This window comes from Candidatus Pelagibacter sp. PS_28 (assembly GCF_059417885.1).
In genome coordinates, this window is the sequence record NZ_CM182070.1 from 863,254 (window position 1) to 889,063 (window position 25,810).

General features: G+C 30.2%; 24 protein-coding genes. 16 read left to right on the top strand and 8 right to left on the bottom strand.

What is annotated here, in order from left to right; translation table 11 throughout:
- Positions 1 to 47 precede the first annotated feature (47 nt).
- The 8 genes from AC5SMR_RS04745 (at position 48) to AC5SMR_RS04780 (ending at position 10,373) form a co-directional block, all read left to right on the top strand.
- Positions 48 to 1,466 (top strand): replicative DNA helicase, encoded by a 1,419-nt coding sequence (locus tag AC5SMR_RS04745; protein WP_494576385.1) that lies wholly within the window; start codon positions 48 to 50, stop codon positions 1,464 to 1,466.
- Between the two features lie 21 nt (positions 1,467 to 1,487).
- Complete coding sequence (locus AC5SMR_RS04750) at positions 1,488 to 3,872, top strand: efflux RND transporter permease subunit (protein WP_494576387.1); 2,385 nt, start codon at positions 1,488 to 1,490, stop codon at positions 3,870 to 3,872.
- Between the two features lie 7 nt (positions 3,873 to 3,879).
- Complete coding sequence (locus tag AC5SMR_RS04755) at positions 3,880 to 4,425, top strand: CvpA family protein (protein WP_271564321.1); 546 nt, start codon at positions 3,880 to 3,882, stop codon at positions 4,423 to 4,425.
- Complete coding sequence (gene purF / locus AC5SMR_RS04760; RefSeq protein WP_494576389.1) at positions 4,379 to 5,860, top strand: amidophosphoribosyltransferase; 1,482 nt, start codon at positions 4,379 to 4,381, stop codon at positions 5,858 to 5,860. Before AC5SMR_RS04755 ends, purF begins: the two co-directional genes overlap by 47 nt.
- A gap of 81 nt (positions 5,861 to 5,941) precedes the next feature.
- Positions 5,942 to 7,237 carry a glutamate--cysteine ligase gene (locus AC5SMR_RS04765; RefSeq protein ID WP_494576391.1) on the top strand — a complete coding sequence of 432 codons (1,296 nt, stop codon included), beginning with the start codon at positions 5,942 to 5,944 and terminating at the stop codon, positions 7,235 to 7,237.
- A complete protein-coding gene (gene gshB / locus AC5SMR_RS04770) occupies positions 7,227 to 8,156 on the top strand; it encodes a glutathione synthase (RefSeq protein ID WP_494576393.1) in 930 nt (309 codons plus the stop codon). The genes AC5SMR_RS04765 and gshB overlap by 11 nt, the downstream gene beginning before the upstream one ends.
- Positions 8,153 to 9,013, top strand: a complete 861-nt coding sequence (locus tag AC5SMR_RS04775) for a DMT family transporter (RefSeq protein ID WP_494576395.1) — start codon at positions 8,153 to 8,155, stop codon at positions 9,011 to 9,013. The genes gshB and AC5SMR_RS04775 overlap by 4 nt, the downstream gene beginning before the upstream one ends.
- Before the next feature lie 58 nt (positions 9,014 to 9,071).
- Positions 9,072 to 10,373: an MFS transporter gene (locus AC5SMR_RS04780; protein WP_494576397.1), complete on the top strand. Its 1,302-nt coding sequence runs from the start codon at positions 9,072 to 9,074 to the stop codon at positions 10,371 to 10,373.
- On the opposite strand, the gene AC5SMR_RS04785 is transcribed toward AC5SMR_RS04780, so the two are convergent.
- Positions 10,370 to 11,551 carry a BaiN/RdsA family NAD(P)/FAD-dependent oxidoreductase gene (locus tag AC5SMR_RS04785; RefSeq protein ID WP_494576399.1) on the bottom strand — a complete coding sequence of 394 codons (1,182 nt, stop codon included), beginning with the start codon at positions 11,549 to 11,551 and terminating at the stop codon, positions 10,370 to 10,372. The two genes, AC5SMR_RS04780 and AC5SMR_RS04785, sit on opposite strands and share 4 nt — an antisense overlap.
- A 16-nt stretch (positions 11,552 to 11,567) precedes the next feature.
- Entirely contained in the window at positions 11,568 to 11,774 is a 207-nt protein-coding gene (locus AC5SMR_RS04790; RefSeq protein WP_271564174.1) for a SlyX family protein, read from the bottom strand.
- A 90-nt stretch (positions 11,775 to 11,864) separates the two neighbouring features.
- Here AC5SMR_RS04790 and AC5SMR_RS04795 point away from each other — a divergent pair, with 90 nt between their 5' ends.
- The 3 genes from AC5SMR_RS04795 (at position 11,865) to AC5SMR_RS04805 (ending at position 13,405) form a co-directional block, all read left to right on the top strand.
- On the top strand, positions 11,865 to 12,350 hold the full coding sequence (locus AC5SMR_RS04795) for a YajQ family cyclic di-GMP-binding protein (RefSeq protein WP_494576402.1): 486 nt from the start codon (positions 11,865 to 11,867) through the stop codon (positions 12,348 to 12,350).
- Between the two features lie 321 nt (positions 12,351 to 12,671).
- Entirely contained in the window at positions 12,672 to 13,175 is a 504-nt protein-coding gene (locus AC5SMR_RS04800; RefSeq protein ID WP_494576404.1) for a hypothetical protein, read from the top strand.
- Between the two features lie 2 nt (positions 13,176 to 13,177).
- A complete protein-coding gene (locus AC5SMR_RS04805; RefSeq protein WP_484013872.1) occupies positions 13,178 to 13,405 on the top strand; it encodes a hypothetical protein in 228 nt (75 codons plus the stop codon).
- Here AC5SMR_RS04805 and AC5SMR_RS04810 read toward each other — a convergent pair.
- The 6 genes from AC5SMR_RS04810 to AC5SMR_RS04835 are packed head-to-tail and all read right to left on the bottom strand — an operon-like array spanning position 13,398 to position 19,607.
- The gene (locus AC5SMR_RS04810; protein ID WP_494576406.1) at positions 13,398 to 14,450 is read right to left on the bottom strand and encodes a threonine aldolase family protein; all 1,053 of its coding nucleotides are present in this window, start codon (positions 14,448 to 14,450) and stop codon (positions 13,398 to 13,400) included. The genes AC5SMR_RS04805 and AC5SMR_RS04810 overlap by 8 nt on opposite strands.
- A 2-nt stretch (positions 14,451 to 14,452) precedes the next feature.
- Positions 14,453 to 15,565, bottom strand: a complete 1,113-nt coding sequence (locus AC5SMR_RS04815) for a serine/threonine protein kinase (RefSeq protein WP_006997224.1) — start codon at positions 15,563 to 15,565, stop codon at positions 14,453 to 14,455.
- A gap of 3 nt (positions 15,566 to 15,568) precedes the next feature.
- On the bottom strand, positions 15,569 to 16,786 hold the full coding sequence (locus tag AC5SMR_RS04820) for an aminopeptidase P family protein (protein WP_006997225.1): 1,218 nt from the start codon (positions 16,784 to 16,786) through the stop codon (positions 15,569 to 15,571).
- A gap of 6 nt (positions 16,787 to 16,792) precedes the next feature.
- Entirely contained in the window at positions 16,793 to 17,698 is a 906-nt protein-coding gene (locus AC5SMR_RS04825) for a DMT family transporter (RefSeq protein ID WP_494576408.1), read from the bottom strand.
- Between the two features lie 48 nt (positions 17,699 to 17,746).
- The gene (locus AC5SMR_RS04830) at positions 17,747 to 18,994 is read right to left on the bottom strand and encodes a molybdopterin molybdotransferase MoeA (protein WP_494576410.1); all 1,248 of its coding nucleotides are present in this window, start codon (positions 18,992 to 18,994) and stop codon (positions 17,747 to 17,749) included.
- The gene (locus AC5SMR_RS04835) at positions 18,987 to 19,607 is read right to left on the bottom strand and encodes a molybdenum cofactor guanylyltransferase (RefSeq protein ID WP_494576413.1); all 621 of its coding nucleotides are present in this window, start codon (positions 19,605 to 19,607) and stop codon (positions 18,987 to 18,989) included. Before AC5SMR_RS04835 ends, AC5SMR_RS04830 begins: the two co-directional genes overlap by 8 nt.
- 43 nt (positions 19,608 to 19,650) lie before the next feature.
- Here AC5SMR_RS04835 and AC5SMR_RS04840 point away from each other — a divergent pair, with 43 nt between their 5' ends.
- From AC5SMR_RS04840 to fdhF, 5 genes are read left to right on the top strand one after another with little or no spacing between them, the layout of a single operon-like run.
- Entirely contained in the window at positions 19,651 to 20,049 is a 399-nt protein-coding gene (locus AC5SMR_RS04840; RefSeq protein WP_006997229.1) for an iron-sulfur cluster assembly scaffold protein, read from the top strand.
- 2 nt (positions 20,050 to 20,051) lie between these two features.
- The gene (locus AC5SMR_RS04845) at positions 20,052 to 20,528 is read left to right on the top strand and encodes an HPP family protein (protein ID WP_494576415.1); all 477 of its coding nucleotides are present in this window, start codon (positions 20,052 to 20,054) and stop codon (positions 20,526 to 20,528) included.
- Positions 20,529 to 20,532: 4 nt separating this feature from the next.
- Positions 20,533 to 21,375, top strand: coding sequence for a formate dehydrogenase accessory sulfurtransferase FdhD (fdhD, locus tag AC5SMR_RS04850; protein ID WP_271616767.1), 843 nt, complete (start codon positions 20,533 to 20,535; stop codon positions 21,373 to 21,375).
- A 3-nt stretch (positions 21,376 to 21,378) separates the two neighbouring features.
- A complete protein-coding gene (locus tag AC5SMR_RS04855) occupies positions 21,379 to 23,037 on the top strand; it encodes an NADH-ubiquinone oxidoreductase-F iron-sulfur binding region domain-containing protein (protein ID WP_494576417.1) in 1,659 nt (552 codons plus the stop codon).
- Positions 23,037 to 25,805, top strand: a complete 2,769-nt coding sequence (gene fdhF / locus AC5SMR_RS04860) for a formate dehydrogenase subunit alpha (RefSeq protein WP_271480215.1) — start codon at positions 23,037 to 23,039, stop codon at positions 25,803 to 25,805. The genes AC5SMR_RS04855 and fdhF overlap by 1 nt, the downstream gene beginning before the upstream one ends.
- The last annotated feature ends 5 nt before the right edge of the window (positions 25,806 to 25,810 follow it).

Consider the following 25,810-nt stretch of genomic DNA (forward strand, 5'->3'; position numbering starts at 1 on the left):
CATATATTTTTTATTTTTTTAAATCTTAATTAAGATAAGATTTCTTCATGGAGAATAACCTCAGTATAGTTAAAGATACTTTTAAAGAACTTCCAAACAATATTGAAGCAGAGCAGGCTGTAATTGGATCAATATTAGTTCAAAATGAAACGTTTGATGAAATAAATACTATTATTTCTAGTGTTAACTTTTATGACCCGATGCATCAAAGTATTTTTTCAGCAATTGAAAGCCTAATTTACAAAGGGATGCTTGCAAACCCCATAACTTTAAAAAATTATTTTGAAAATGAAAAGGACGAGTTAAATGTTCCTGAGTATTTAGTAAAAGTTACAAAATTTTCTACTCCTCCAAGACAAGCAATAGAATATTCAAGAATTATTTATGATATGTTCGTCAGACGAGAATTAATTAAAATATCTGAAAATACTATTGATGCTGCAAAACTAAATGCCCTTGATGTTAATGGGCAAAATATAATTGAAAATTCAGAAAGATTATTATTTGATCTTGCTGAAAAAGGTTCTTTCAATTCATCACTTATTAAATTTGATGAAGCGATGAAGCAAACTATTGAGATGGCTTCAGCTGCTTATCGAAATGATGAAGGGATCGTTGGTGTTCCTACTGGTCTAAGAGATTTAGATGATAGACTGGGTGGGCTTCATAATTCAGATTTAATTATTATTGCAGGTAGACCTTCAATGGGTAAAACTGCTTTAGCAACAAACATAGCTTTTAATGCTGCTCAAAAACTACAAGAAAGTGGAAAAAAATCTGCAGTAGCTTTCTTCTCACTAGAGATGTCTTCTGAGCAATTATCAACTAGAATTTTAGCAGAACAATCTAGAATTAAATCAAACGATATAAGACGTGGAAGAATTTCTGATGAGCAATTTGATAAATTTATTGAGACTTCAAAAAATATTTCTGAACTTCCTTTGTATATAGATGAAACGCCAGCTATCAGTATCGCTGCTATGAGCAACAGAGCAAGACGTATTAAAAGATTATTTGGTTTAGATTTGATTGTTGTAGATTACATTCAATTGATGAGAGGATCTGGAAATAATAGAGATGGTAGAGTTCAAGAAATTTCTGAAATTACACAAGGCCTTAAGGCAATGGCAAAAGAACTTAAACTTCCAGTGATAGCTCTATCACAGCTATCAAGAGCTGTAGAACAAAGAGATGATCATAAACCTCAGTTATCAGATTTAAGAGAATCTGGATCAATTGAACAAGATGCTGATGTTGTAATGTTTGTATATAGAGAGGCCTATTACTTAGAAAGAAAAGAACCTAGACCTGCAACTGTTGAGCACGCTGAATGGCAAGCAAAAATGAATGAAGTGTCAAATCTAGCAGAGCTTATTATTGGAAAACAAAGACACGGTCCAACGGGTAATGTTATGGTAGAATTTGAAGCAATGTTTACCAAATTTAAAGATACTCAAATTAACTAATATCCAATATATTAGCTGTGAATGCTGTCTCTATTTTATCAAAATATTGTTTTAAAGAATCCTAAATCAATTTTTATATTACTGTTAATTACTCTCTTAAGTTTTGGGTATTTTTCTAAAGATTTTAGACTAGATGCCTCATCTGATACTCTGTTAATCGAAGGGGATCCTGATCTTGAATATTTAAAAGAAGTCACTGAAAGATATGGCTCTAAAGAGTTTTTAATCTTAACTTATTCCCCCAATGAGGGAATGGTTACTGAATCTTCTATTAATAATCTTTTAAGTTTAAAATATAAAATCCAAAGTCTAGATTGGGTTCATAGCGTTATTACACTACTTGATATCCCTTTATTAAATAATTCAGAAGCGCCTCTTCAAGAAAGACTAGAAAGTTTTAAAACTTTAAAAGATGAAGGTGTCGATACTGAAAGAGGATTTAAAGAAATATTAAATAGTCCAGTTTTTAGAAATTTTGTAATAAGTGAAGATGGTAAAACAAGCGGCATAATTGTTTATATAAAAAAAGATGAACTAAAAGATATTGAAAATAAATCATCTCAAGAAATTGAAGAATATAAAGATACTTTAAAAAAGAAAAATCATGAAAATATCACCCAAATAAGAGAGGTTATTAAGTCCTATGGAGATGTTGGAAAAATATACTTAGGAGGTATTCCAATGATCACTGATGACATGATGTCATTTATTAAAAGTGATATTATTGTTTTTGGTCTAGGAGTTCTTTTATTTATTATTGCTACTCTGTGGTTTATATTTAGAAAACTAATTTGGATTATTGTTCCAATTAGTAGCTGCTTTTTTTCAGTTTTAATTATGACAGGTCTACTTGGTCTTTTAGGCTGGAAGGTTACTGTTATATCCTCAAACTTTATTGCTTTAATGTTAATTCTAACTATGGCAATGAATATTCATATGAGCACCCGGTTTCTACAATTAAGAGAAGATTTTCCGAATTTAGATAATTTAAAAATTATTATAATGACAACTAGCAAGATGTTTTGGCCTATTATTTATACAGTTCTTACAACTATATGTGCTTTTCTATCTTTAGTATTTAGTGGCATAAAACCTATTATTGATTTTGGGTGGATGATGACTTTAGGATTAATAACCTCTTTTATAATCACATTTACTTTACTCCCTACTCTACTGAGCTTTATGTCTAGCAATAAAGTAAAGATTAAAGAAGATACAGATTCTAAAATTACTTCTTTTTTTGGTAAAATTTCTATTAACAATAAAAGTATAATTTTTTTAGTAACAGGTTTGGTTATCGCCTTAAGTGTTGTTGGAATAAGTAAGCTTGAAGTTGAAAATAGTTTTATAAATTATTTTAATAAAAATACTGAGATTTATAAAGGTATGAAACTTATTGATGAAAAACTAGGTGGCACGACACCTTTAGAAGTTATATTAAAATTTCCTGAAAATATCATAGTAGAGACTAGCGAAGATGAAGAATTTGAAAGCTGGGATGATGAAGGCAGTAAAGATGATGAAAAATACTGGTTTACAAAAGACAAAATTGAAAAAATTCAAAATGTTCATAATTATTTAGATAATCTTCCTGCAGTTGGAAAGGTTTTATCATTTAGTTCAATTATTGAAGTTGCTACACAGTTAAACAATAACAAGCCCCTTGGAACATTAGAAATGGGTGTGCTTTATTCAAAAATTCCAGAAACTATAAAAAAAGATATTATAGATCCTTATATATCCATAAAAGATAATGAGGCTAGGATAAGCCTTAGAATTATTGATTCACAGGATGGTTTAAGAAGAAATGATTTAATAAACCAAATAAATTATGACCTTGAAAATGAATTAAAGCTTAGCAAAGAAGAGTTTAAACTAGCTGGTGTTTTAATTTTGTTTAATAATTTACTCCAAAGCCTTTTTAAATCTCAAATACTCACATTAGGTTTAGTAATGATTGGAATTTTTGCAATGTTTATGATTTTATTTAGAAATTTTAAACTATCTCTTATTGGTGTTGTTCCTAATTTTATTGCAGCTTTCTTTATTTTAGGAATTATTGGCCTGCTTGGAATACCCCTTGATATGATGACTATTACTATTGCTGCAATCACAATAGGGATCGCAGTAGATAATAGTATTCACTACATTTATAGGTTTAAAGAAGAGTTTTTAAAAATTAAAGACTATAATAAAACACTAAAAGTTTGTCATTCAACAGTGGGTGTTGCAATCCTTAATACTTCAATAACCATTGTCTTTGGTTTTTCAATTTTGGTTTTCTCTAAATTTATACCCACGATTTATTTTGGTGTATTTACTGGTTTAGCAATGTTACTTGCAATGATTTCAGTATTAACTTTACTGCCCTCTCTTATTTTAATAAGTAAACCATTCGGAAAATAATATTATTATGCTTGATGCTTTAAAAGATTTTTATCAAGCGGTGTCTTTAATAGATCTAATATTTCTAATCATTACAATTTTTTCAGTTATCAAGTGTTATAGTAAAGGTTTTGTTTTAAGTTTATTATCAGCTTCAAAATGGGTATTGGCTTATGTTGTAACTTTACTTCTTTTTCCAAAAGCTAAGCCTTATTTTAAAAATATAATTGATAGTGAATATGTTTTAGATATTGCGCTCGGCATAACTATCTTTATTTTAGTGATCTTTGTTATTCTTATTACAAATAAAGCCATTAGTAAGACGGTAAAATTTGTTGGTCTAGGAAGACTCGATTCCTTATTTGGGTTATTTTTTGGATTTATCCGAAGTTATGTAATCTGTATTTGTTTATTTTCAGCTGTAGATATTGTGTATAATTATAGTAAATGGCCAATTAATACTGATAAATCATACGCCTTCCCATATATTGAAAAAGGTAGTAATTATTTATTGAAAGAGTTTCCAAATGAAAAAAACTATCAAGATTCCAAAGAAAAAATTCAAGATTTATAATCCCAAATTAAAAGAAGAATGTGGTGTCTTTGGCGTAAGTAACAATAAAGATTCAGCTGCACTAACCGCTTTAGGATTGCATGCTCTACAACATAGAGGTCAAGAAGGTTGTGGAATAGTTACATTTGATGGAAAAAAATATTACTCTGAAAAAAGATTTGGTTTAGTTGGAGATAATTTTAATAAAGAGAAAGTGTTAAATAGTTTGCCTGGTAATTATGCTATAGGTCATAACAGATATAGTACAACTGGTGAAAACACTTTAAGAAATATACAGCCTTTTTTTGCAGATACAAATGCTGGAGGTATCGGTGTAGCTCATAATGGAAATTTAACTAATTCAATAACTCTTCGAAATAGATTGGTTCAAGATGGTGCAATATTTCATACTACATCTGACACAGAAACAATTGTTCAATTAATTGCTAAATCAAAAAGAAACAAAACAATTGATAAAGTTATAGATGCCATATTCCAAATACAAGGTGGTTACGCGCTTGTCATGCTAACACAAAATACTTTAATTGGTGTAAGAGATCCTCATGGCATCAGACCATTAGTGATTGGGAAAATCAAAGATAGCTATGTCTTTGCTTCTGAAACATGTGCGCTAGATATAATTGGTGCAAAATATATTAGAGATGTAGAAAATGGTGAGGTTGTTTATATAGAAAATAATGAACTAAAAAGCATTAAACCCTTCCCTGCTAGAGAAGTTCGTCCGTGTGTTTTTGAGTATATTTATTTTGCAAGACCAGACAGTTTACTAAATGGTAAATCTGCTTATGAACATAGAAAGCAATTTGGAATTGAACTTGCAAAAGAAAACAAAATCAAAGCAGATATTGTAGTTCCTGTACCAGACTCTGGTAATGCAGCAGCCCTTGGTTTTGCTCAACATTTAGGAATTAACTTTGAATTAGGTTTGATTAGAAATCATTATGTTGGTCGAACTTTTATTGAACCCAGTCAAAAAATTAGAAGTCTTGGTGTGAAATTAAAATTAAATGCAAATCAATCTACTATTAAAGATAAAATAATTATTTTAATAGATGACTCGCTTGTAAGAGGGACAACTTCTCATAAAATTGTAAAAATGTTATATGATGCAGGAGCCAAAGAAGTTCATGTAAAAATTGCCTGTCCAGAAATTAGGTTTCCTGATTTTTATGGTGTGGATACTCCTACTAAAAAAGAGTTACTTGCTGCAAATAAAACTAATGACGAAATTTGTGAATATATTGGTGCTAAATCATTAGATTTTTTATCTTTAGAAGGTGTTTATAGAGCAATGGGTTTTAACAAAAGAGATAATAATTATCCTCAATTAACAGATCATTATTTTACAGGTGAATATCCTGTTAAACCTATAGATGAATTAGGGGATGATAAAATTACTCAATTATCATTACTAAGCACCGCTTCGAACAACTAAAGCAATCAATACAAAACTTTCAAACAGAAGCATTAAACATAAAGACTTTAAAATAAACTTTAAATCCTTATATATAAATCAATGATCACTCATAAAGAACATATAATCAAATATTTTGAGTCTGGAATTAAAGATGTTAAAAATTTTAAAATTGGCATTGAGCATGAAAAATTTTTATTTGATGAAAAAACAAACAAAAGAGTAGATTACCCTACTATCCTAAAAATGTTTTTACTTCTAGGTGAATTTGGCTGGAAGCCAATAATGGAAAAAGAAAATATTATTGGATTACAAAAACAAGGAAAAAGTATTACTCTTGAGCCTGGAAATCAAATTGAGTTATCAGGTGATAAACTAAATAATATCCATGAAGCTTGCGCTGAATCTCATGATTATTTATTTGAGTTACAGCAAGTAACAAAAAAATTAAATTTAAAAATTGTTAGTGCTGGTTTTGATCCGATTTCATCCCTTAATGAAGTTCCTAATAATCCAAAACAAAGATATCAAGTAATGACTAAGGATATGCCTAATGGTGGTTCTTTAAGCTTAGATATGATGTATAGAACTTGTGGTACGCAACTTAACTTGGATTACGATTCTGAAAAAGATTTTATTAAGAAGTTTAAAATAATTAATTCTATAGTGCCAATATCTATCGCACTATTTGCAAATTCTTCAATAGTTGAAAAAAAAAATAGTGGTTTCAGTTCTTATCGTTCTAAAGTTTGGCAAGAAACATCGAGAGGAGGTTTACCTGAAGTTTTTTTTGATAATATGGATTTTGAAAAATATGCAGATTTTTCAATAAACTTTCCTTTATTATTTATTCAAAACGAAAAAGAATATTTATCAGGAAGCAATTATTCATTTTCAGATTTCATGAATGGAAAAATTAGAGAAATTAACAACCGACTTCCAACTGAAGATGATTTAACCACTCACCTAAGTACAATTTTTACAGAAAATAGACTTAAGAAATATATAGAGTTAAGATCAATGGACACTTGTGGTTGGGACTGTTTGTGTTCTGGACCTGCTTTTAATGCTGGAATATTATATGGAAATTTAGATGAGGCTTACGAATTGGTTTCTAAGTGGGATAAAAATAAAATAATTAATGCCTACCTAGAAGCACCTAAAAAAGGGTTTAACACTGAGTTAATGGGAAAAGACCTATTACATTGGGCGTCATTGCTGCTTGGGATTTCTAGAAAAGGATTATTAAACAGAGACATTTTGAGTAAATCTAATGATAATGAGGCTAAGTTTTTAAATCACTTAGATAAACTGATTGATAATAAGACAACAAACGCAGATCATATGATAGATAAATTTTCTAAGAATGAAAATTTAAACGATTTATATGACAAATAAGATAGTTGCAATTCAAGGTGATCATCCTTCAAAACTAAAGCCTCTAACGGATACTAGTATATTTCTTGCCATTGAAGCACAAAGGTTAAAATACAAAATTTTTTATTATGAACCTAAAGAGCTCTCAATTATTAACGATAAGGTCGTAGCGAATGGATTTTACGTAGAGTTTAATTATTCAAATAAACGTTTTTTTAAAATATTAAATCAACAAAAACTAGAGCTTACACAATGTAAGTATATTTTGATACGGCAAGATCCTCCTTTTAATTTAGAATATATTTCAACAACTTACATTTTAGATAAGATAAAAAATAAAGTTAAAATTATTAATAATCCAACCTCTATTAGAAATATCTCTGAAAAACTATATTCAACATCTTTTCAAAAATATATGCCAGATACAATTTTCACAAAAGATATAAAAGAAATTAATAAGTTTTTTTCTAAAAATAAAAAAATGATTATAAAACCTATTCATAGTTTTAGTGGCAATGATATTCACTTATTTCAAAATAAAATAAATACAAAATTGATTACAAATTTCATAAAAAAACATGGGCATATTATGTGTCAAAAGTTTTTACCTAAAATTAAGTTTGGAGATAAAAGAGTTTTTATAATTAATGGTAAAGTTTGCGGTGCGATCTCTAGAGTTCCAAAAAAAGGATCTTTTTTAAGCAACATGAGTAAAGGAGCCATACCTATCTCGGTTAAATTAACAAAATTAGAAAATAAAATTTCAAATATAATTGGTAAAGATCTTAAAAAAAATGACATCTATTTTTCTGGTATTGATTTTATCGACCAAAAACTAAATGGAGATATTAATGTAACTTCTCCTACAGGATTAAAATCTTTTTATGATCTTACAAGCATTAATCTTGCAAAAACATTTTGGAAAGGATTAAAAGCTTGAACAAATTATCCGACCAGCAAAAAGGATCTTTACTCGCATTTGTTGCAGTAATGTTTATTACTCCTGATAGTTTATTTATTAGACTTTCTAATGTTGATACTTGGGGGCTTGTTTTTTATCGAGGCCTTATTCCTTTCATTACTGTATTTTTAGGAATGTTATTAATTTATAAATTAAATTTCTTTAAAATGCTTTTTTCAAGTGGCTATCATGGCTTACTTTATATTGGTACTTTCTCTATAACCAATATTACCTTTGTTGTTTCAATACAAAATACCAATGTTGCAAACACATTAGTTATGATTGCAATGGCTCCTATGTTATCTGCAGTGCTTGGTGCAATATTTTTAAAAGAATTACCTGATAGAAAAACATGGATTACAATATTTGTAACTTTTACTGCTGCTATTTATATATTCTACGATTCAATACAATTAGGTAACTTTTTTGGAGATATATTAGGCTTAATAACTGCTTTAGGTTTAGCTGTTGGAGCGGTTACTATTAGATCCGCAAAGGATAAAAACTTAATTCCAGCTGCTGTTGTTGGAAAATTAATTGTAGCGATGTTTGCACTTCTGTTCATTGAAAGTTTTGCACTAGTTGATAGTGATCTAATTATTGTTCCTCTAATGTGTGTTATGTGTGTTGCTATACCTTTTGTGCTAGTGACTATAGCTCCAAGGTTCATACCAGCAGCTGAAGTGAACCTATTCTTCTTACTGGAGACTATAATTGGTCCTATTTGGGTATGGTTAATTATTAAGGAGCAACCTAGCCTTGAGACTATCCAAGGTGGTGCCGTTATCATTACAGCAATTGCCATTCACTCTTTTATTAAACTAAAGAATTCATAATTTAATCATAATAAAGACTTGATTTACATCTAGATCGCAAATAAGTACGGTCAGTTTTATGAATAAAGTTTTAAAGAACTCTTGGGCGCTATTTACTGGAATGGGTTTCATTATGATGGCTTATGGGTTCCAAGGTTCATTGCTTGGTGTAAGAGCTGTAGCAGAAGATTTTAGTTTAATATCTACAGGTTTTATGATGTCCGGTTATTTTGCTGGATATTTTATTGGTGCAAAATCTATTCCACATATTATTTCTAGAGTTGGACATATTAGAGTGTTTGCTGCATTTGCTTCAATTGCATCGCTTATTGTTTTGCTCCATTCCATTTTTATTCATCCATTTGTTTGGTTTTTATTAAGAGTTCTTACAGGAATAAGTATGGTCTCGATTTATACGGTAGCTGAAAGTTGGTTAAACGACAGAGCTAGTAATAAAAATAGAGGAAGTATTCTATCAATATACATGGTCATCTTATATGGTGCCATGGGCATTGGAATGTTTCTTTTAAACTTTAGTGACCCAATAAAATTTGAACCATTTATTTTGATTTCAGTACTTACTTCAGCAGCCTTGGTGCCAATTTTACTTACTAAAAAAAAACCACCTAATTTTAAAAAAGTTAAAGCTATGTCTTTAAAGGAAGTTTATAAAGCTTCTCCTTTTGGAATGGTGAGTTCATTTTTTTATGGAACCATACAGTCTGCTTTATTTACGTTACTTGCTGTTTATGCTGCATCAATGAATTTTTCAATTTTTGAAATTTCACTTGTAACTTTTTTATTAGCTATATCGGGTGCTATATCACAATGGCCCATAGGAAAAATTTCAGATTCTTTTGATAGAAGAAAAGTAATTATCTATTCAACTTTTGGAGCAGCTTTTTTTGCTTTTTGTGCAATAATTTCATCTGGACAAATGTATTTACCAGGTGATTTAGCAACTAACAGAACTTGGTTTTATATATCCTTAATATTATTTTCAGTATGTAGTCTTCCTATGTTTTCTCTAATTCTTGCTCACACAAATGACTTTATACCTAAGGAACAATTCGTTGCAGCTGGTGCTAGTTTACAATTTACGTTTGGTATGGGTGCAATGGGAGGACCTTTTTTGTGTTCTATCTTTATGAATATAGTTGGATTAAATGGGTTTTTTGTTTTTTTAATATTCTTTCACATGTTAATTGGAGCATTTGGTATCTATAGAAATTCTATAAGAGAAGTTGTTGATAATCCTGACTCGCAATTCGTTGCAATGCCCTCCTCTATCACACCTGTTGGAATTGAGTTAAGTCCAACAGTAGAACCTATTGATGAACCTCAAAAAACTGAAGACACTCAAACAACAACTAGCCTTTAAGCATACTGGCCAGCAACATATCCAGAAGACCAAGCCCATTGAAAATTATAACCACCTAAATGACCAGTAACATCTACTACTTCTCCAATAAAAAATAATCCAGGATGATTATTACACATCATTGTTTTAGAAGAAATTTCTTCAGTATCAATACCTCCTAAGGTAACCTCTGCAGTTCTATAACCCTCTGTTCCTGTTGGGTTTATCGCCCAAGCATTTATAGAATTACTCAAACTGGTTAATATTTTCTTTGATAGTTCACATATATTTCCATTAACTTTATTTTCATTGCAGATTATATGAGCTAATCGTTTAGGAAGAATTTCTGAAACTATAATGCTTATATCTTGTTTAGGGTTGGAGATTTTTCTATCATTTAGAAATTTATCTACATCTAGTTTTGGTGATAAGTTAACCTTGATATCATCTCCCAATTTCCAATAAGAAGAAATTTGTAATATAGATGGTCCACTTAAACCTCTATGGGTAAATAACATTCCTTCCTCAAAAAAAGTCTTTTTAAATGAAACAACTGCTTCAACAGATAACCCAGTAAGCTCCTTGCATATTGCTAGTATCTTTTCACTAAAAGTTAAAGGAACTAATGCAGGCAATGTTTCAATAACTTTTAAATTAAATTTTTGAGCAATATCATAACCAAATTTACTTGCTCCAATTTTTGGAATAGATAAACCACCTGTTGCAATAATTAATGACTGACAGAAGTATTTATCACTTCCAACAACTATAAAATATTTATCATCTTGTTTGTCTATATCATCAATAATTGTATCTTTTTTTAAAACTACTTTTGCCATCTCACACTCTAAAAGTAACATATCTATAATTTGTTGGGCGCTTTCATCACAAAAGAGCTGTCCTAATTTTTTTTCATGAAATTTAATATTATGTTTCTTTATTAAATCTATGAAATTATTTTGCGTGTATTGTTTTAAAGCTGATATTACAAATTTAGGATTGTTTGAAATAAACTTACTAGGATGAGTATGTATGTTGGTAAAATTACATCGTCCACCACCTGATATTCTAATTTTTTCTCCTATTTTTTTTGCATGATCGACTAAAAGTACTTTTCGTCCCCGTTTACCAGCTTCTATGGCACTCATCATGCCAGCGGCACCTGCACCTACTACAATAACATCAAATTGTTCTGTCATGGATTAATAATAAAGTTTAATAATGTGGGGGTTTTTTATCAATCATAACCATACCCGCTTCATCACTGCTCTCTAATTCGTTAATTCTTTTTTCAAGATTTGAAACTTGTTTTTTTAAAACTGATACTTCTTTTTGTTGAGAATACAATTCATCACTCATTTGCGATATTTCATTTTGAAGAAAGCTGATCTGTTCTTCTAATTTTTTGACTAAATCTTCCATATAATTACAACTTAAAAGAGTTTCAAAATAAATCAAATAGTCAATTATGAAAATTTTTGTTAAGGTCAATTCATTATATAATAAAAAATTATGCCTTCATTTGATGTAATCAGTAAAGTTAGTTACCCAGAGTTTGATAACGCTCTTGCAAACTGCCTTAGAGAAATTGGTAATCGATTTGACTTTAAAGGACTTCATATCTCAATTGAAAGAAAAGATAAGATTATCACCACCTTAGCTCCCGATGAGCTAAAATTGAAACAAGTTAATGAATTATTACAGGTTCATCTTATACGACGAAAAGTGGATCCAAGAGTAATATCAATTAAAAACTCAGAAAATGCTGCAGGTTCATCGATTAGACAGGTTAGTGAACTACAAGAAGGTATTAGCCAAGAAAATGCAAAAAAAATTATTGCTGAAATAAAAAAACTAAAGCTTAAAATTCAGATTAAAATTCAAGGAGAAGAGTTACGCGCTGAAGGAAAAAAAAGAGATGACCTTCAAGAAGCAATGTCAGCAATAAGTGCTATTGATATTGGTCTTCCTGTAGAATTTGTAAACTTTAGAGACTAAAAATCATAAAATAGCAATCATAGGTTGAACTCATTTTAGACAGTATTTAAAAAAAAATATAAATCTTATTGAGTATTCATGATTTATTTGATCAAATAATTTTTTTAAAAGAATGCCTTTAAGAAATAAAAAAAAAAGAAAATTAAATCTTCAAAAAATAAGTCTAGCTTAATAAAGTTAGCTTCTATTACCACCAATACTTTAAGTAATGCATATTCAAAATATAGAAAAAACTTAGAAAAGAAAAAAATCAAAGAAATTAAGCTAAAAAAACTTGAAGAAAAAAATGAGATTTTAAAAGAACAAAAAGAATTAAAAATTTTGAAAGAAAAACTTGAAAAAGAAAATAATAAATTAAATTTAAAAGATAAAGAATTAAAAATTAAAGAAGAGTCTATTAAAATAGAAAATAAAAGACTAATTAAAAAAGATGAAGATTTGGGTCAAATTGACAAAGATCTCAGAGTAAAAGAAAAAGAGCTTAAGCTTAAAGAAGAAGAGCAAAATAGAAAAGAATTAGATTTAAAAGTTAGAGAAGAAGAACAAAAAAACAAAGAATTAAAGGAAAGAAGAAAAAAAGAAAAATTTTTAAAAGAATTAAGAGAGCAAGAGGAATTAAAGAAAAAAATTGAAAATATTAAATTGAAAGAATGGGAAGAAAAGTTTGACCAAGAACAAAAATTAAAATTACAAGAAGAATTAATAAAAGAACAGAAGTTTAAAGAAAGAGAATTTGCAAAAAAAGAGATAGATAACAACCAAGACTCAGAGGTAACTACTTCAGCTTTAGAAAATTTTAAAATTGACAAAACCTCTCAAAACTAAACTTGGATAAAGAAAACGCAAGTAAACTCTGGAAAATGATACAGGAAGCTGGCGATTATTTACTAGGTCAGTTACCAAGCCATCCAAATCATCCTAAAGGAAGAAACCCCTACGCTCATGTTGCTCTATGTGTCAAAGAGAAGTTTGAGAACTCTTATAAAGATATACCTGACGAACAATTTGATGAAGTTGTTAAATATATTGAATTTTTAAAACAAAATCCTAGTTAGATTTTTTTAAGATCTCCAATAATTGATCCACATCACTCTCTTGAGTATTCCAGGCAGCAACTAATCTAACTGCTTGTCCATCAAGCTCATCTTCATTCATCTTGTAACCTTCAGAATTTAAATGCTCAATCATATTTCTTGGAAATTTTGCAAAAACTTCATTCGCTTCTGTTGGGTATGCTAGTTTAATACTATTATGTTTTGCTAATCCTTCACTTAATTTTTTTCCCATCTTATTTGCATGTCTTGCATTCCTTAACCAGATATCATTTGAAATATACGCATCAAGCTGAGCAGATACAAAACGCATCTTAGACAATAAATGTCCTGCTCTTTTCATTAAAAAAGCAATATTGCCAACTAGATCTTTATTAAAAAAAATAATTGCTTCAGCTGCAAGACAACCATTTTTGGTTGCTCCAAATGATAAAACATCAATGCCTGATTTCCAGGTCATTTCAGCAGGAGTACAATTTAATGCAGTTAAAGCATTTGCAAATCTTGCTCCATCCATATGCATATTTAAATTATGCTTATGCGTAATTTCAGAAATCTTTTTAATCTCATCTAATTGGTATACTTCTCCTGTTTCACAAACTTGAGTAATGCTTACTGAGGCAGGTTGAGTATGATGCACAATGCCTTTACCAGTAATAGACTGATCTAATTCTTCAGGTGTTATTTTTCCATTTATTCCATTTAAAGTAACTAATTTTCCTCCCCCTGTATAAAACTCAGGTGCCCCACATTCATCTGTATTAATATGAGAAAGTTTATGACAATAAATATTACCATATGATGGTGTCATTGTTGCTAAAGCTAATGCATTAGCAGCTGTTCCTGATGCAGTTGGAAAAACAATTACATCTTTTTCAAATAGTTCTGAAAACTTCTTTTGTAAATCAGCTGATATTTGGTCATTACCGTATGGAGTACTATCACCATCATTAGCTTTCAATACCGCATCTAACACCTCAGGACAAGCACCCGCTACATTATCAGAAGCAAATTTTATTCGCTCTCTTTTTGTTTTAACTGTTGCCATATTTATTGTTTTGGAAAATAATCTTTTAATTCACCTTCACGGTAAACATCTGCTGTACAACAATGAAGACCTCCACCAAATGCATATGCGTCTCTTAATTCAACAGGGATTACTTCCATTCCTAATTTATCTAATTGTTCTGCCTGATATACTTCACTTTTTTCAACACAAACAGTTTTTGGATCTAATACTAGAACGTTCATTGATAACCAAGTTGAAGAATAACATAATGGTGGTGGCTCATTATGTGCGGGTTGTGCGCTATCAATAATTTCCCATCCATTATTTTCAAATAATTTTCTTTGTTCTTTTGGCAATCTTCTTTGAGGATTATTAATGATTAATCCTTCTTTAATAGGAGTAAAGGTTGCATCGATATGAATTGGATAAGGATCACCTGGAAAATTAACAGCATGAACTCTATGATCTTTAAAATGTCTTTTAAGCCAATCAATTCCTTTAAGATTAGTAGTAAATCCATGCTGAACCACTAAATCTTTTCCAAATCTTAAAACATCTGCTGCATCAAATAATGGTTCTTCTTCAGTTGTTACAAAAAATTTATCTTCAGTCCACTCTAATCTTTTTTGAATACCAATTTTATCTGATAAATAATCTTTCCTATAATCTGCATCAGTTAACCTTGGTTTTGGTGCAGACTCGTGTCTCATATTAGGGTCATCATTATAATATTTCTGTAATAATGGTCGGTAACAAAGGTACTCGAACCATCTACATCTATAACTCATTGTCGCCTCTAAAATTTCACTACCCACAGTTAACAACACATCTCGTGGTGGCATGCAGCCAAACATTGTTTCCGCTTCCCAGTCAGGTGTAGATGTTTTTTGGCTAAAATCTATTGGGTCTGGTCTATCGACCTTGATACCTCTTTTTTCAAGCATGTTTGAAAAATTGTCTAAAAGTTCATTTGCCTTATCAACTGTATCTTTTGTTCTTGGTCCAAACTGGCCTCGCATATCACTGTCCTCTGGAACTTTTGCATCTAAAGCTGGCTCTGGTGCTGGAATACAAGTACCATCAGCTTTGCCAACAATTACATGTTTTAAAGGATCCCATTCATTCCAACTATTTACTACAGTTTTTTCACTCATAATTTATGATTTGATAATATTATGTTCTGGACCAAAAGGAAACTTAGTAATGTTTTCAGCATTATCTTTTCCTATAACCAAAATATCATGCTCTCTATATCCACCAGCACCTGGTTTACCCTCTGGTATCATGATCATTGGTTCCATAGAAACCACCATGTTTTCCTCTAATACGGTATCTATATCTTCACGTAATTCTAATCCTGCTTCTCTTCCATAAAAATGAGATAAGACACCAAATGAATGACCATAACCAAATGTTCGATAATGAAGATAACCAAGCTCAGCAAATAGTTCATTCAACTCATGACAAATATCAGAACATTTTACACCTGGTTTAATTAGCTCTAATCCTCTTTTATGAACTTTAACATTTGCTTCCCAAGCTTTTAAGGATGCATCATCAATTTTATCTAAAAAAAGAGTTCTCTCTAAAGCTGTGTAGTACCCTGAGATCATAGGGAAAGTATTTAAAGAAAGAATATCTCCTGATTTTAATTTTCTGTTGGTTTTTGGGTTATGAGCACCATCCGTATTAAGTCCCGACTGAAACCAAACCCAGGTATCCATATATTCAGCATCTGGATACGTTTTTGCAATTTCACGCTCCATTCTATCTCTACCGGCTATTGCAATTTCAAGCTCGCTTTCTCCAACCTTAATATTTTTGACAATCTCTTCGCCCCCAAGATCAGCAATTCTTGCACCATTTTTAATAATTTCTATTTCTTCGGCAGATTTAATCATTCTAAGTTGCATTAAATCTTTTGAAACATCACTGAAAACTGAAAAAGTAAAAATAGACGTAAGCTTTTCTTTAACATCTAAGGTTACATGATCATTTTCAATACCAATATTCTTAGGGGGTTCATCTCTTCCAATAATTGAAACAATTGCTTTTAAAAAATTATCTCTTTTCCAATCAGTATAAATAACATTATCACTATGAGATCTACGCCAAGGTTGACTAGCATCAATGTTTGCTGAAATTGTTGAAATTTTATTAGCCGTTACTACACAGCCATAAGGTCTACCAAAAGAACAATAAATAAATCCTGTATAGTAAGCAATGTTGTGCATTGAGGTTAAAATAATCATATCAAGATTATTTTTACTCATTGTGGTTCTTAATTTAGTTAATCGACTTTGATATTCTTGATCTGTAAAAGGTAGTTTAGCCTTTTCACCATTCTTTAGAGTAAAAAAATTTGGTCTTTCCATTTTTGATTAGTTTAGAGCAATAAATCGTCTATTAGTTTTAATTGTAAGACTATAATAAATGATAGACATAAAAAGAAAGAAGCCACCTATTATCGTATTAGTCGATGGGATCTCATTAATTCCTAAAATTGGAACCCATACCCAAAATATTCCACCTATAACTTCAGTTAGTGATAATAAAGTAAGTTCTGCAGCGGGGATTGCTTTTGATCCAATAGAATATAAAATTAAACCCATACAAACTAACGTTCCATGTATGGAAAATAATGCTCCGTTATAACTTGAAGACAAGAAAACCATATCATTAGATAAAATAACTATTGCAGCAACTACAAAGCAAAAAAGACCTGCAAAGGCTACTGTTGTAAATTTTGGTGTTTCTTTTTTCCATCTCAAAGTCACTGAAAAAACAGAAAACCCAATAGAAGAAGTCATTCCAAAAATAAGCCCTAATAAAGAATTTTTTTCAGTATTACCAATGGCTATGATTATTATTCCAACGGTTGCAATAAATATAGCTATCCAAACATTAAGTGAAATTTTTTCTTTTAAAAATAAGAAACCTAATAAAGCTGTAAAAAATGGCATTGCAGCTAAACAAAGTAAAGTAACAGCCGCACTAGTATTTGTTATTGAATAAATAAAGGTAATCATTGCAATACCTAATCCAGTTCCACCAATAACACCTGAAATTCCAATTTTTAAATAATTCTTATAAAAATCTTTTCCTTCTTCAAAAAAAAGATAAAGATTTAAAATCAAAAAAATTGTAAGACCCCGTGCAAAAATATATTGCCATGGAACTAAATTAGGTTGATCCATGTATCTTACAACCAAAGGTCCAAAGGACCATATAAGACCTGCTAATAAAACTACTGGAATTGCAATTTTTTCATTTTTTAGCTCAATCATAATTCGATACTTAATGCTTATTAATTGGCACTACAATAAAAATGAGATCTATTTAAAAATATTAATATTTGAACCAATTAGAGAATAGCAATCAATAAGTTCGTTCTTTTTAAAATTTGACTGACCATGTTTAAATAGGCCCCAAATATTAGACTCTACAAAAGATTTTATTCTATAAGATTCCTGACCTTTAAGTACCTTGATTTCTAAATTTCCATTATGAGTTGTAGTAAGCCTTGCTTTTATAAATCTAGTAAAATTTTTTTTCTTAAAGAAAGAATTTTTTAACTTAGCTTTAAAAGGTTTTTCCTCCTTAACTCCAAGAATGTTTAAAATATAGGGATATACAAAAAATCTAAAGCAGGCAGAAGAAGAAATAGGATTACCTGGAAGCCCAAAAAAAGCCTTTTCATTTCCTTTAAATTTAGCAAATAAAATTGGTTTACCCGGTCTAATGGCCACCCCTTTGAAAAAATTTGATAAATTAAATTTTTTTACTACAGAGGGGATAAAATCATGTTTACCTGCTGAAACAGCACCTGAGGTAATTATGATATCTATTTTTGATCTAAGATTTTTATCAATTTGTTTTTTAAAAAACTGTTCATCTTTATCTCTCAAAATTCCACCTTCTATATAATTAAACAAAAAATTATTAGATAAAGATTTTATATAATGACTATTTGAATTTCTAACCTTCCAATCAGCAATATCTACGTTATTTGAAATTTCATTTCCTGTGGAAAAAAATAAAATATTAAGCTTCTTTTTAACTTTAATACTTTTAATACCCAATGTTTTAAAGGCTAAGATATGTGATGGCTGAATAATGGTTCCTTTATTAATAACTAATTCCTTTTTTTTATAATCAGATCCCGCATGTCTTATATGTTGATTAGTTTTAATCTTTTCATTTATTACGATAGACTTTTTATTGTTAGTAAACACAATTTTTTCTATGGGAATAATGGTGTCAAAATATTTAGGAATTAGAGCACCCGTCATCACTTCAACAGCTTGAAATTTTTTTACTTTATTTAATTTAGGATTATCGCCTGCTGATATTGATTTTAAAATTTTAAATTCTTTAGGACTTTTTTTATTAATCGTAGATGTATCTTTAGAATTTATGGCAAACCCGTCAAATGCAGCATTAGTTCCTGCAGGATAATTCACAGGACAATAAATATCTTGAACATTAATTCTATTTAATGATTTTGATGTGTTTATAACTTCATCTTTAATGTTTATTTTTGATTTTATTAAAATATTTTTTGCTTTTTTGTAATCAATCATTTTTATCAAGATTTAAAATAGTTTGAGCAACTTCAAGGTCTTCTTTGGTATTTATATTAAAAAAAGGATCATAATTTTTTATTTTAATATCAATTGTACTCACACCAACTTTATTAGCCCATTCCTCAACTTTTCGATAATTATTTATTATTAAATCTTCTTCTAATTGTTCCATTAAATCAATTGACCATAAACCAAAAATATTATGTCTTTTTTCGTTAGATTTAATAAAATATAAACTGCTTTTACTTTGTTCAATTCTTGCTTTGTATTCTTCAATAATAATTGGATCAAAAAATGGAGTATCAGATGGAAAAGTTGCAATCCATTTGTATGATTTTTTATTTTCTTTTACCCACTTCATGGAACTTAGCACTCCTGCTAAAGGTCCTAGATCATTAAAACAATCTGGAATTACTGTGGTATTTTTTGCTTCTTCTATCTTCAATGGATTACTTGAGACAATCAATATTTCTTCAAATTTATTGCTAATTTTGAACAAAACATGCTCTAGCAATGTTTTGGATCCAAGTTTTACGCAATTTTTATCTTGCCCAAATCTTTTTGATTTTCCACCTGCTAGTACAACAGCTAAAATATTGTTATCATTCATAAATCAAAATATAAAACATTAATCTCTTAATTAAAGAATTATAATGGACCTAAGAATTCTCGAAATTGCATCTAACACAGCAAATCACAAAATTGTTAAAAATCATACCCATCACTCAAAAAATAAAAACCCCTTGTGTGGTGACGAAATGGAAATCAGATTAATTGTGAAAAATGATAAAATTAAGGATATGGGTTACCAGTGCCGTTCATGTGTATATTGTCAGGCATCAGTTAGTATGCTGTCTCAAAAGATTATTGATCAAAATATAAGTGATATTAAGTCTCTTATTATTTCAATTGAAGGTTTGTTTAATGAAACAGATATTAAAATTGAAAAAAAATGGAATGATTTCAAAGAAATTATGAATAAAGATAATATCTCAAGAAAAGAATGTCTTTTATTACCGTTTAAAACAATATCGAAGGCATTGAAGTTTTAATCATGATTAACATTACTAAAGAAAAACTTTTAAAAGCATCTATCGCAGGAGTTTTATCAACTATTACTATTGGGTTTCTTACGCTGCTCACATATAAAACTACAATGGGGTTATTTTTAGCGGCCTCTTTTGGTTCTTCAATGGTATTACTATACGGATTTCCTGAAAGCCCATTCGCTCAACCTAAAAATATATTCTTTGGTCATTTCATAACTGCACTAATAGGAATTTTGTTTGTAAACTATGTTGATCTACCAATATTTATAAATATTGCCTTAGCAGTTGGGTTCGGTATTTTTTTTATGATTGTGTTAGATGTTGTTCATCCACCAGCAGGTGGAAACCCTATTATGGTCATCATTGGAGGAGTTTCATTTGAATATTTAATAAATCCTATAATTTTTGGTTGTCTAATAATTTTAATTTTTGGAATAATCTTAAATAAATTTATTTTAAAAAAGAACTACCCCTTAAGTTAATCCAATGAACTCAAAATATAAAATACAAAAATATAAGTCTAATAATTTAAATAATGTAGAAGACTTAATCTCTATTGAAGAACCTTTAGAAATTTCAATCAAATTTAAAACTAAAGAAACTTGGATACAAAATATAATCTCTATAACAATGAGAACGCCAGGTAATGATGAAGACCTAGTTAGAGGTTTTCTTTTCAACGAAAAAATTATTGAAAAAAATGAATATATTGAGAAAATTGAGAGTGTTGGAGATTATGTAGGTGAATATAAACTTCAAAATAAAATTGTTGTCACATTAAACAATTCTGAAAACATAGATATTGATAAGATTAAAAGAAATTTTTTAACAAATTCATCTTGTGGTGTTTGTGGTAAAACCTCTTTAGATTCATTAGAGATTATCAAAAAAGATAAGGTCTTAAAATCTTTACCTAAAATCTCTAAAGAAATAATTATCAAATCTCCTTCTGTGCTAAGGGATAATCAATCAGAGTTTTCTAAGACAGGTGGCATTCATGCTAGTGGCCTATTTACAAGCGATGGTGGAATAGTGTGTATAAAAGAGGATGTTGGTCGACATAATGCTCTTGATAAATTAATTGGTTATTCATTAAATAAGGGATTATTAACCCCCTCTTCACAATTTATTACGTGCTCTGGAAGACTAAATTTTGAGTTGGTTCAAAAGGTTTTAATGACCAATATTGGTATTCTAATTGGGGTTGGTGCGCCAACAAGCCTAGCTATCGATTTAGCTAATAAGTTTGACATTACATTGATAGGTTTTGTAAAAGAAGATAGTTTTAATATTTATAGCAACGAAGACAGAGTGATAATTAAAGGTTAATAAGTGTCAAAAAATATAAGTAATTTATCCGGCAGAATAGGTTTAAAGAATAATCTGTTCGAAAAAATATCTGAACGATCATTAAAATCAAATAATGCTGATGGTATTAAGGAAATTGCAAAAGAATATAACATGGGTGTCTCAACTATTCATGGTGCAGAAAGTTTTTATGAATTTTTAAGACCCTCTCATAGAGAAAAAAAAGCTTTTGTTTGCAATGGAAGTGCTTGCATGTGTGCTGGTACTCAAGAGCCGCTTAAAAAAAAATTACAAGAAAAATTAGGTGACGATAAAGTTGGTGAAATGTTTTGCCTTGGTCACTGCTATGAAAATAATGCTTTTCATTATGATGGTGAGAATTATGCCGGAAACGATATTAATAAGATTGATCAAATAATTAAAGGTGAAGACATAGTTCAAGAAAAATTCTTTTCTAAAAGTTATGCCTCAACTAGTTTTTTAATGGATGACAAACTTTCTAATTTAGATCAATTTAAGGAACAATTAAAAAAATTTATTGCTACTGACAAACAAGAAATAACTAAATCCCTCCTAGACTCTAATTTAACTGGCAGAGGTGGTGCTGGTTTTCCTACTGGTATGAAATGGGATTTTTGTAGAAAAGCTCCTTCTGAAAAAAAATATGTTATATGTAATGCCGATGAAGGTGACTCAGGTGCTTTCTCTGATAGATATTTATTAGAAGATCAACCATTAAAAGTTTTATTTGGAATGGTTATTTGTGGTTATGTTATTGGTAGTGATGAAGGTGTTTTATATATAAGAGGAGAGTATCCAAAATCTATTGAAGCAATTAATGGTGCCATTAATTCTTTAAAAAAAGCAGGCTTACTTGGTGAAAATATTTTAGGAACTAAATTTTCTTTTGATTTAAATATTTGTATTGGACAAGGTGCTTATATTTGTGGAGAAGAAACAGCATTGATTGCATCAATTGAAGGCAGAAGAGCTGAAGTTGATGTAAGGCCACCCTTCCCCGTCACCGAAGGTCTTTACAAGAAACCAACTGTAGTAAATAATGTTGAAACATTAGCTGCAGCTACGGGTATACTTATTAATGGTGCTGATAAGTTTTCTGCAATTGGAAATAAAAAATCTGCTGGAACTAAATTAGTTTGCTTTGATAGTTTTTTCAATAATCCAGGTGTTTATGAAGTTGAAATGGGAACACCAATGAAAAAAGTTTTAAATGATATTGGTGGTGGTTTTAAAGAGCCCATTAAAGCGTTACAAATTGGAGGTCCATTAGGCGGTGTAATTCCTATTACCGAAGTTGAAAAATTAAATTTAGATTTTCAAGAATTTACTGCTGCTGGTTTCATGTTGGGCCATGCAAGTATAGTAAGTATTCCAAAAGATTTTCCAATGGTTGAATATATTCACCATTTATTTGAGTTTTCAGCAGAAGAGTCGTGTGGAAAATGCTTTCCCGGTAGACTTGGTTCTTACAGAGGTAAAGAAATGTTTGATCAAGCAAAGAATAAAACTGCTAAAATTCCATTAAAATTACTAAATGAGCTGCTTGTAACTATGCAAAAAGGCTGTTTATGTGCTTTGTGTGGTGCAATTCCTACACCTATCATGAATATATTAAAATATTTTGGTGATGAAATGAAGGATGATATGGTGAAAGATAATTAATGAGCTCAGAAAAAAGAAAAATCGCCTACATTGATGGAAAGCCATATGAAATTGGTCCAAACCATACTTCTGTTTTAAAATTTGTAGAAAGCTATCTTGGTGAAAAAAAGGTTCCGGCTTTATGTAACGATCCAAACTTAGCTCCATATGGTGCTTGTAGAGTTTGTTCGGTTGAGGTTGCTTTAATTAAAGATGGTCCGACTAAAGTTGTAGCCTCATGTCATACACCAGTTGGTGAAAACCAACATATTTTTACAAACAATGAAAATTTAACGGCTTTAAGAAAAAATATTGTTGAACTAGTTTTAACCGACCATCCAATGGAATGTGGAACTTGTGAGGTTAATAATAACTGTGAACTTCAAGATGTTGCTAATGATTTAGGTATATCAGATCATAGATATAATGTACCAAAACAACATAAAGGTATTCCAAGAGACACCTCTCATGATTACATGAGAATGAATTTAGATAACTGCATTAATTGTGGAAGATGTGTTCGTGCTTGTGATGAAATTCAAGGATCTTTTGTTTTAACAATGAGTGGCAGAGGATTTGAATCTAAAATTACAACTGATAATGATGCATTATTTGGTGACTCGTCTTGTGTATCTTGTGGTGCTTGTGCACACACATGTCCAACAGATGCTATCTCTGATGTTTTCCAATCAAAATCTGTTGCTGTAGATGAAAAAGTTAGAACTACTTGTTCTTACTGTGGTGTTGGATGTAATTTAGAAGCATCAATTAAAGATAATAAAGTTGTTGCGATATCAACTCCTAAAGAAAGTGAAGTTAACGCAGGTCACACTTGTATTAAAGGAAGATATGCATTTGGATTTTACGATCATCCAGACAGGTTAAAAACTCCTTTAATAAAAAGAAATGGGAAATTTGAAGAAGCTTCATGGGACGAAGCTTATGACTTTATTAAAAAAGAATTAAATAGAATTACAAAAGCTAATGGACCAGATGCAGTTGCTGGTATTTCTTCTGCAAGATGTACTAATGAAGAAAATTATGTATTTCAAAAAATGATTAGAGCAGCAATAGGAACTAACAACATTGATTGTTGTGCAAGAATTTGTCATTCACCTACGGCGTGGGGAATGCAACAAACATTTGGAACTGGAGCAGCTACAAATTCTACAGAAGATATTTATCACGCAGATTTATTTATGGTTATAGGAGCAAATCCAACAAATGCTCACCCAGTTACTGGTGCTAAAATTAAGCAACAAGTAATGAAGGGTAAAAAATTAATTGTATTAGATCCAATTACTACTGAGCTTGCTAAACTTGCTGATTATCATATTAAACTTAGACCAGGAACAAATGTAGCCATATTAAATATGATGTTGCATTATATATTAAAAGCAAACCTTTATGACAAAGACTTTGTCAGAGATAGAACTGAAGGTTTTGCAAATTTCATTAAAGAAATTGAGAGACAAGATATGGATCATCTAGCTAAGGTTGCTGGTGTTGATAAACAGTTAGTTAAAGAAGCTGCAATAGCTTATGCAACAGCTAAAAACTCTATGGAATTCCATGGTTTAGGAGTTACTGAACAAGAGCAAGGATCTAAAACGGTAATGTTAATTGCTGATCTTGCCATGATTACAGGAAATATTGGAAGAAAAGGTGTTGGTGTTAATCCACTAAGAGGACAAAATAATGTTCAAGGAGCTGCTGATATGGGATGTCAACCTCATCAAGGTGCAGGTTATTTTGAAGTAGCTGATGAAAAAGTTCAAAATTTCTACACTGAAAAATATGGAGTAGTACACCCAACAAAACAAGGATTAAAGATTCCAGAAATGTTTGATGGGGCAATTAATAAAGATGTTAAAGCAGTCTGGATTATTGGAGAAGACATAGTTCAAACAGATCCAAATAGTGCACATGTAGTTCAGGCAATGAACTCATTAGAATTATTAGTAGTTCAAGAAATTTTTATGAGTGAGACTGCAAAACTTGCAACAGTAGTATTGCCTGGAACAACTTTTTTAGAAAAAAATGGAACTTTTACTAATACCGAAAGAAGAATTCAAAGAGTTAACCAAGCCGTGCCTCCTCTACCTGGCACAAAGACAGATGGAATGATTGTAACAGATATGATGCAAAAATTAGGTTTTGACCAACCTACATATGATGCTGATCAAGTTCTAGCAGAGATAGCTGATATTGTTCCTTTCTTTAAAGGGGTAACAAGAGAAAGACTTGGTAAAATGGGATTACAATGGCCAGTTCAAGAGGATGGAACAGATACACAAATTTTACATAAAGAAACTTTTAAGCTTGGAAAAGGACGTCTTAAAAATTTTGATTGGAAAGAATCTACAGAAATTGAAACAAATAAAAAAGAATACCCATTAATTTTAACAACTAGTAGAGTTCTACAGCACTACAATGCTGCTACGATGACAAGACGTACAAGTAACATCAATATAGTTTCTGAAGATTTATTATTAGTTCATCCAAATGATGCCAACAAAAGAGAGTTAAATACAGGTGACATAGGAAGACTTTATTCTGGACGAGGAGAAGTTGCTCTAAAAGTAGAAGTTACAGATAAAGTTAAAGAAGGCATAGTATTTACAACATTCCATTTTCCAGAACACATGGTTAATATGGTAACGGGTCATGGTAAAGATGAAGAAACAATGTGCGCTGAATACAAAGTTTCAGCAGTAGAAGTTCAAAAAATCTCAAATCAATTTAAAACTGAAATTAAACCAAAAGAAAATCAAGCAGAAGTTAACTAATCGAT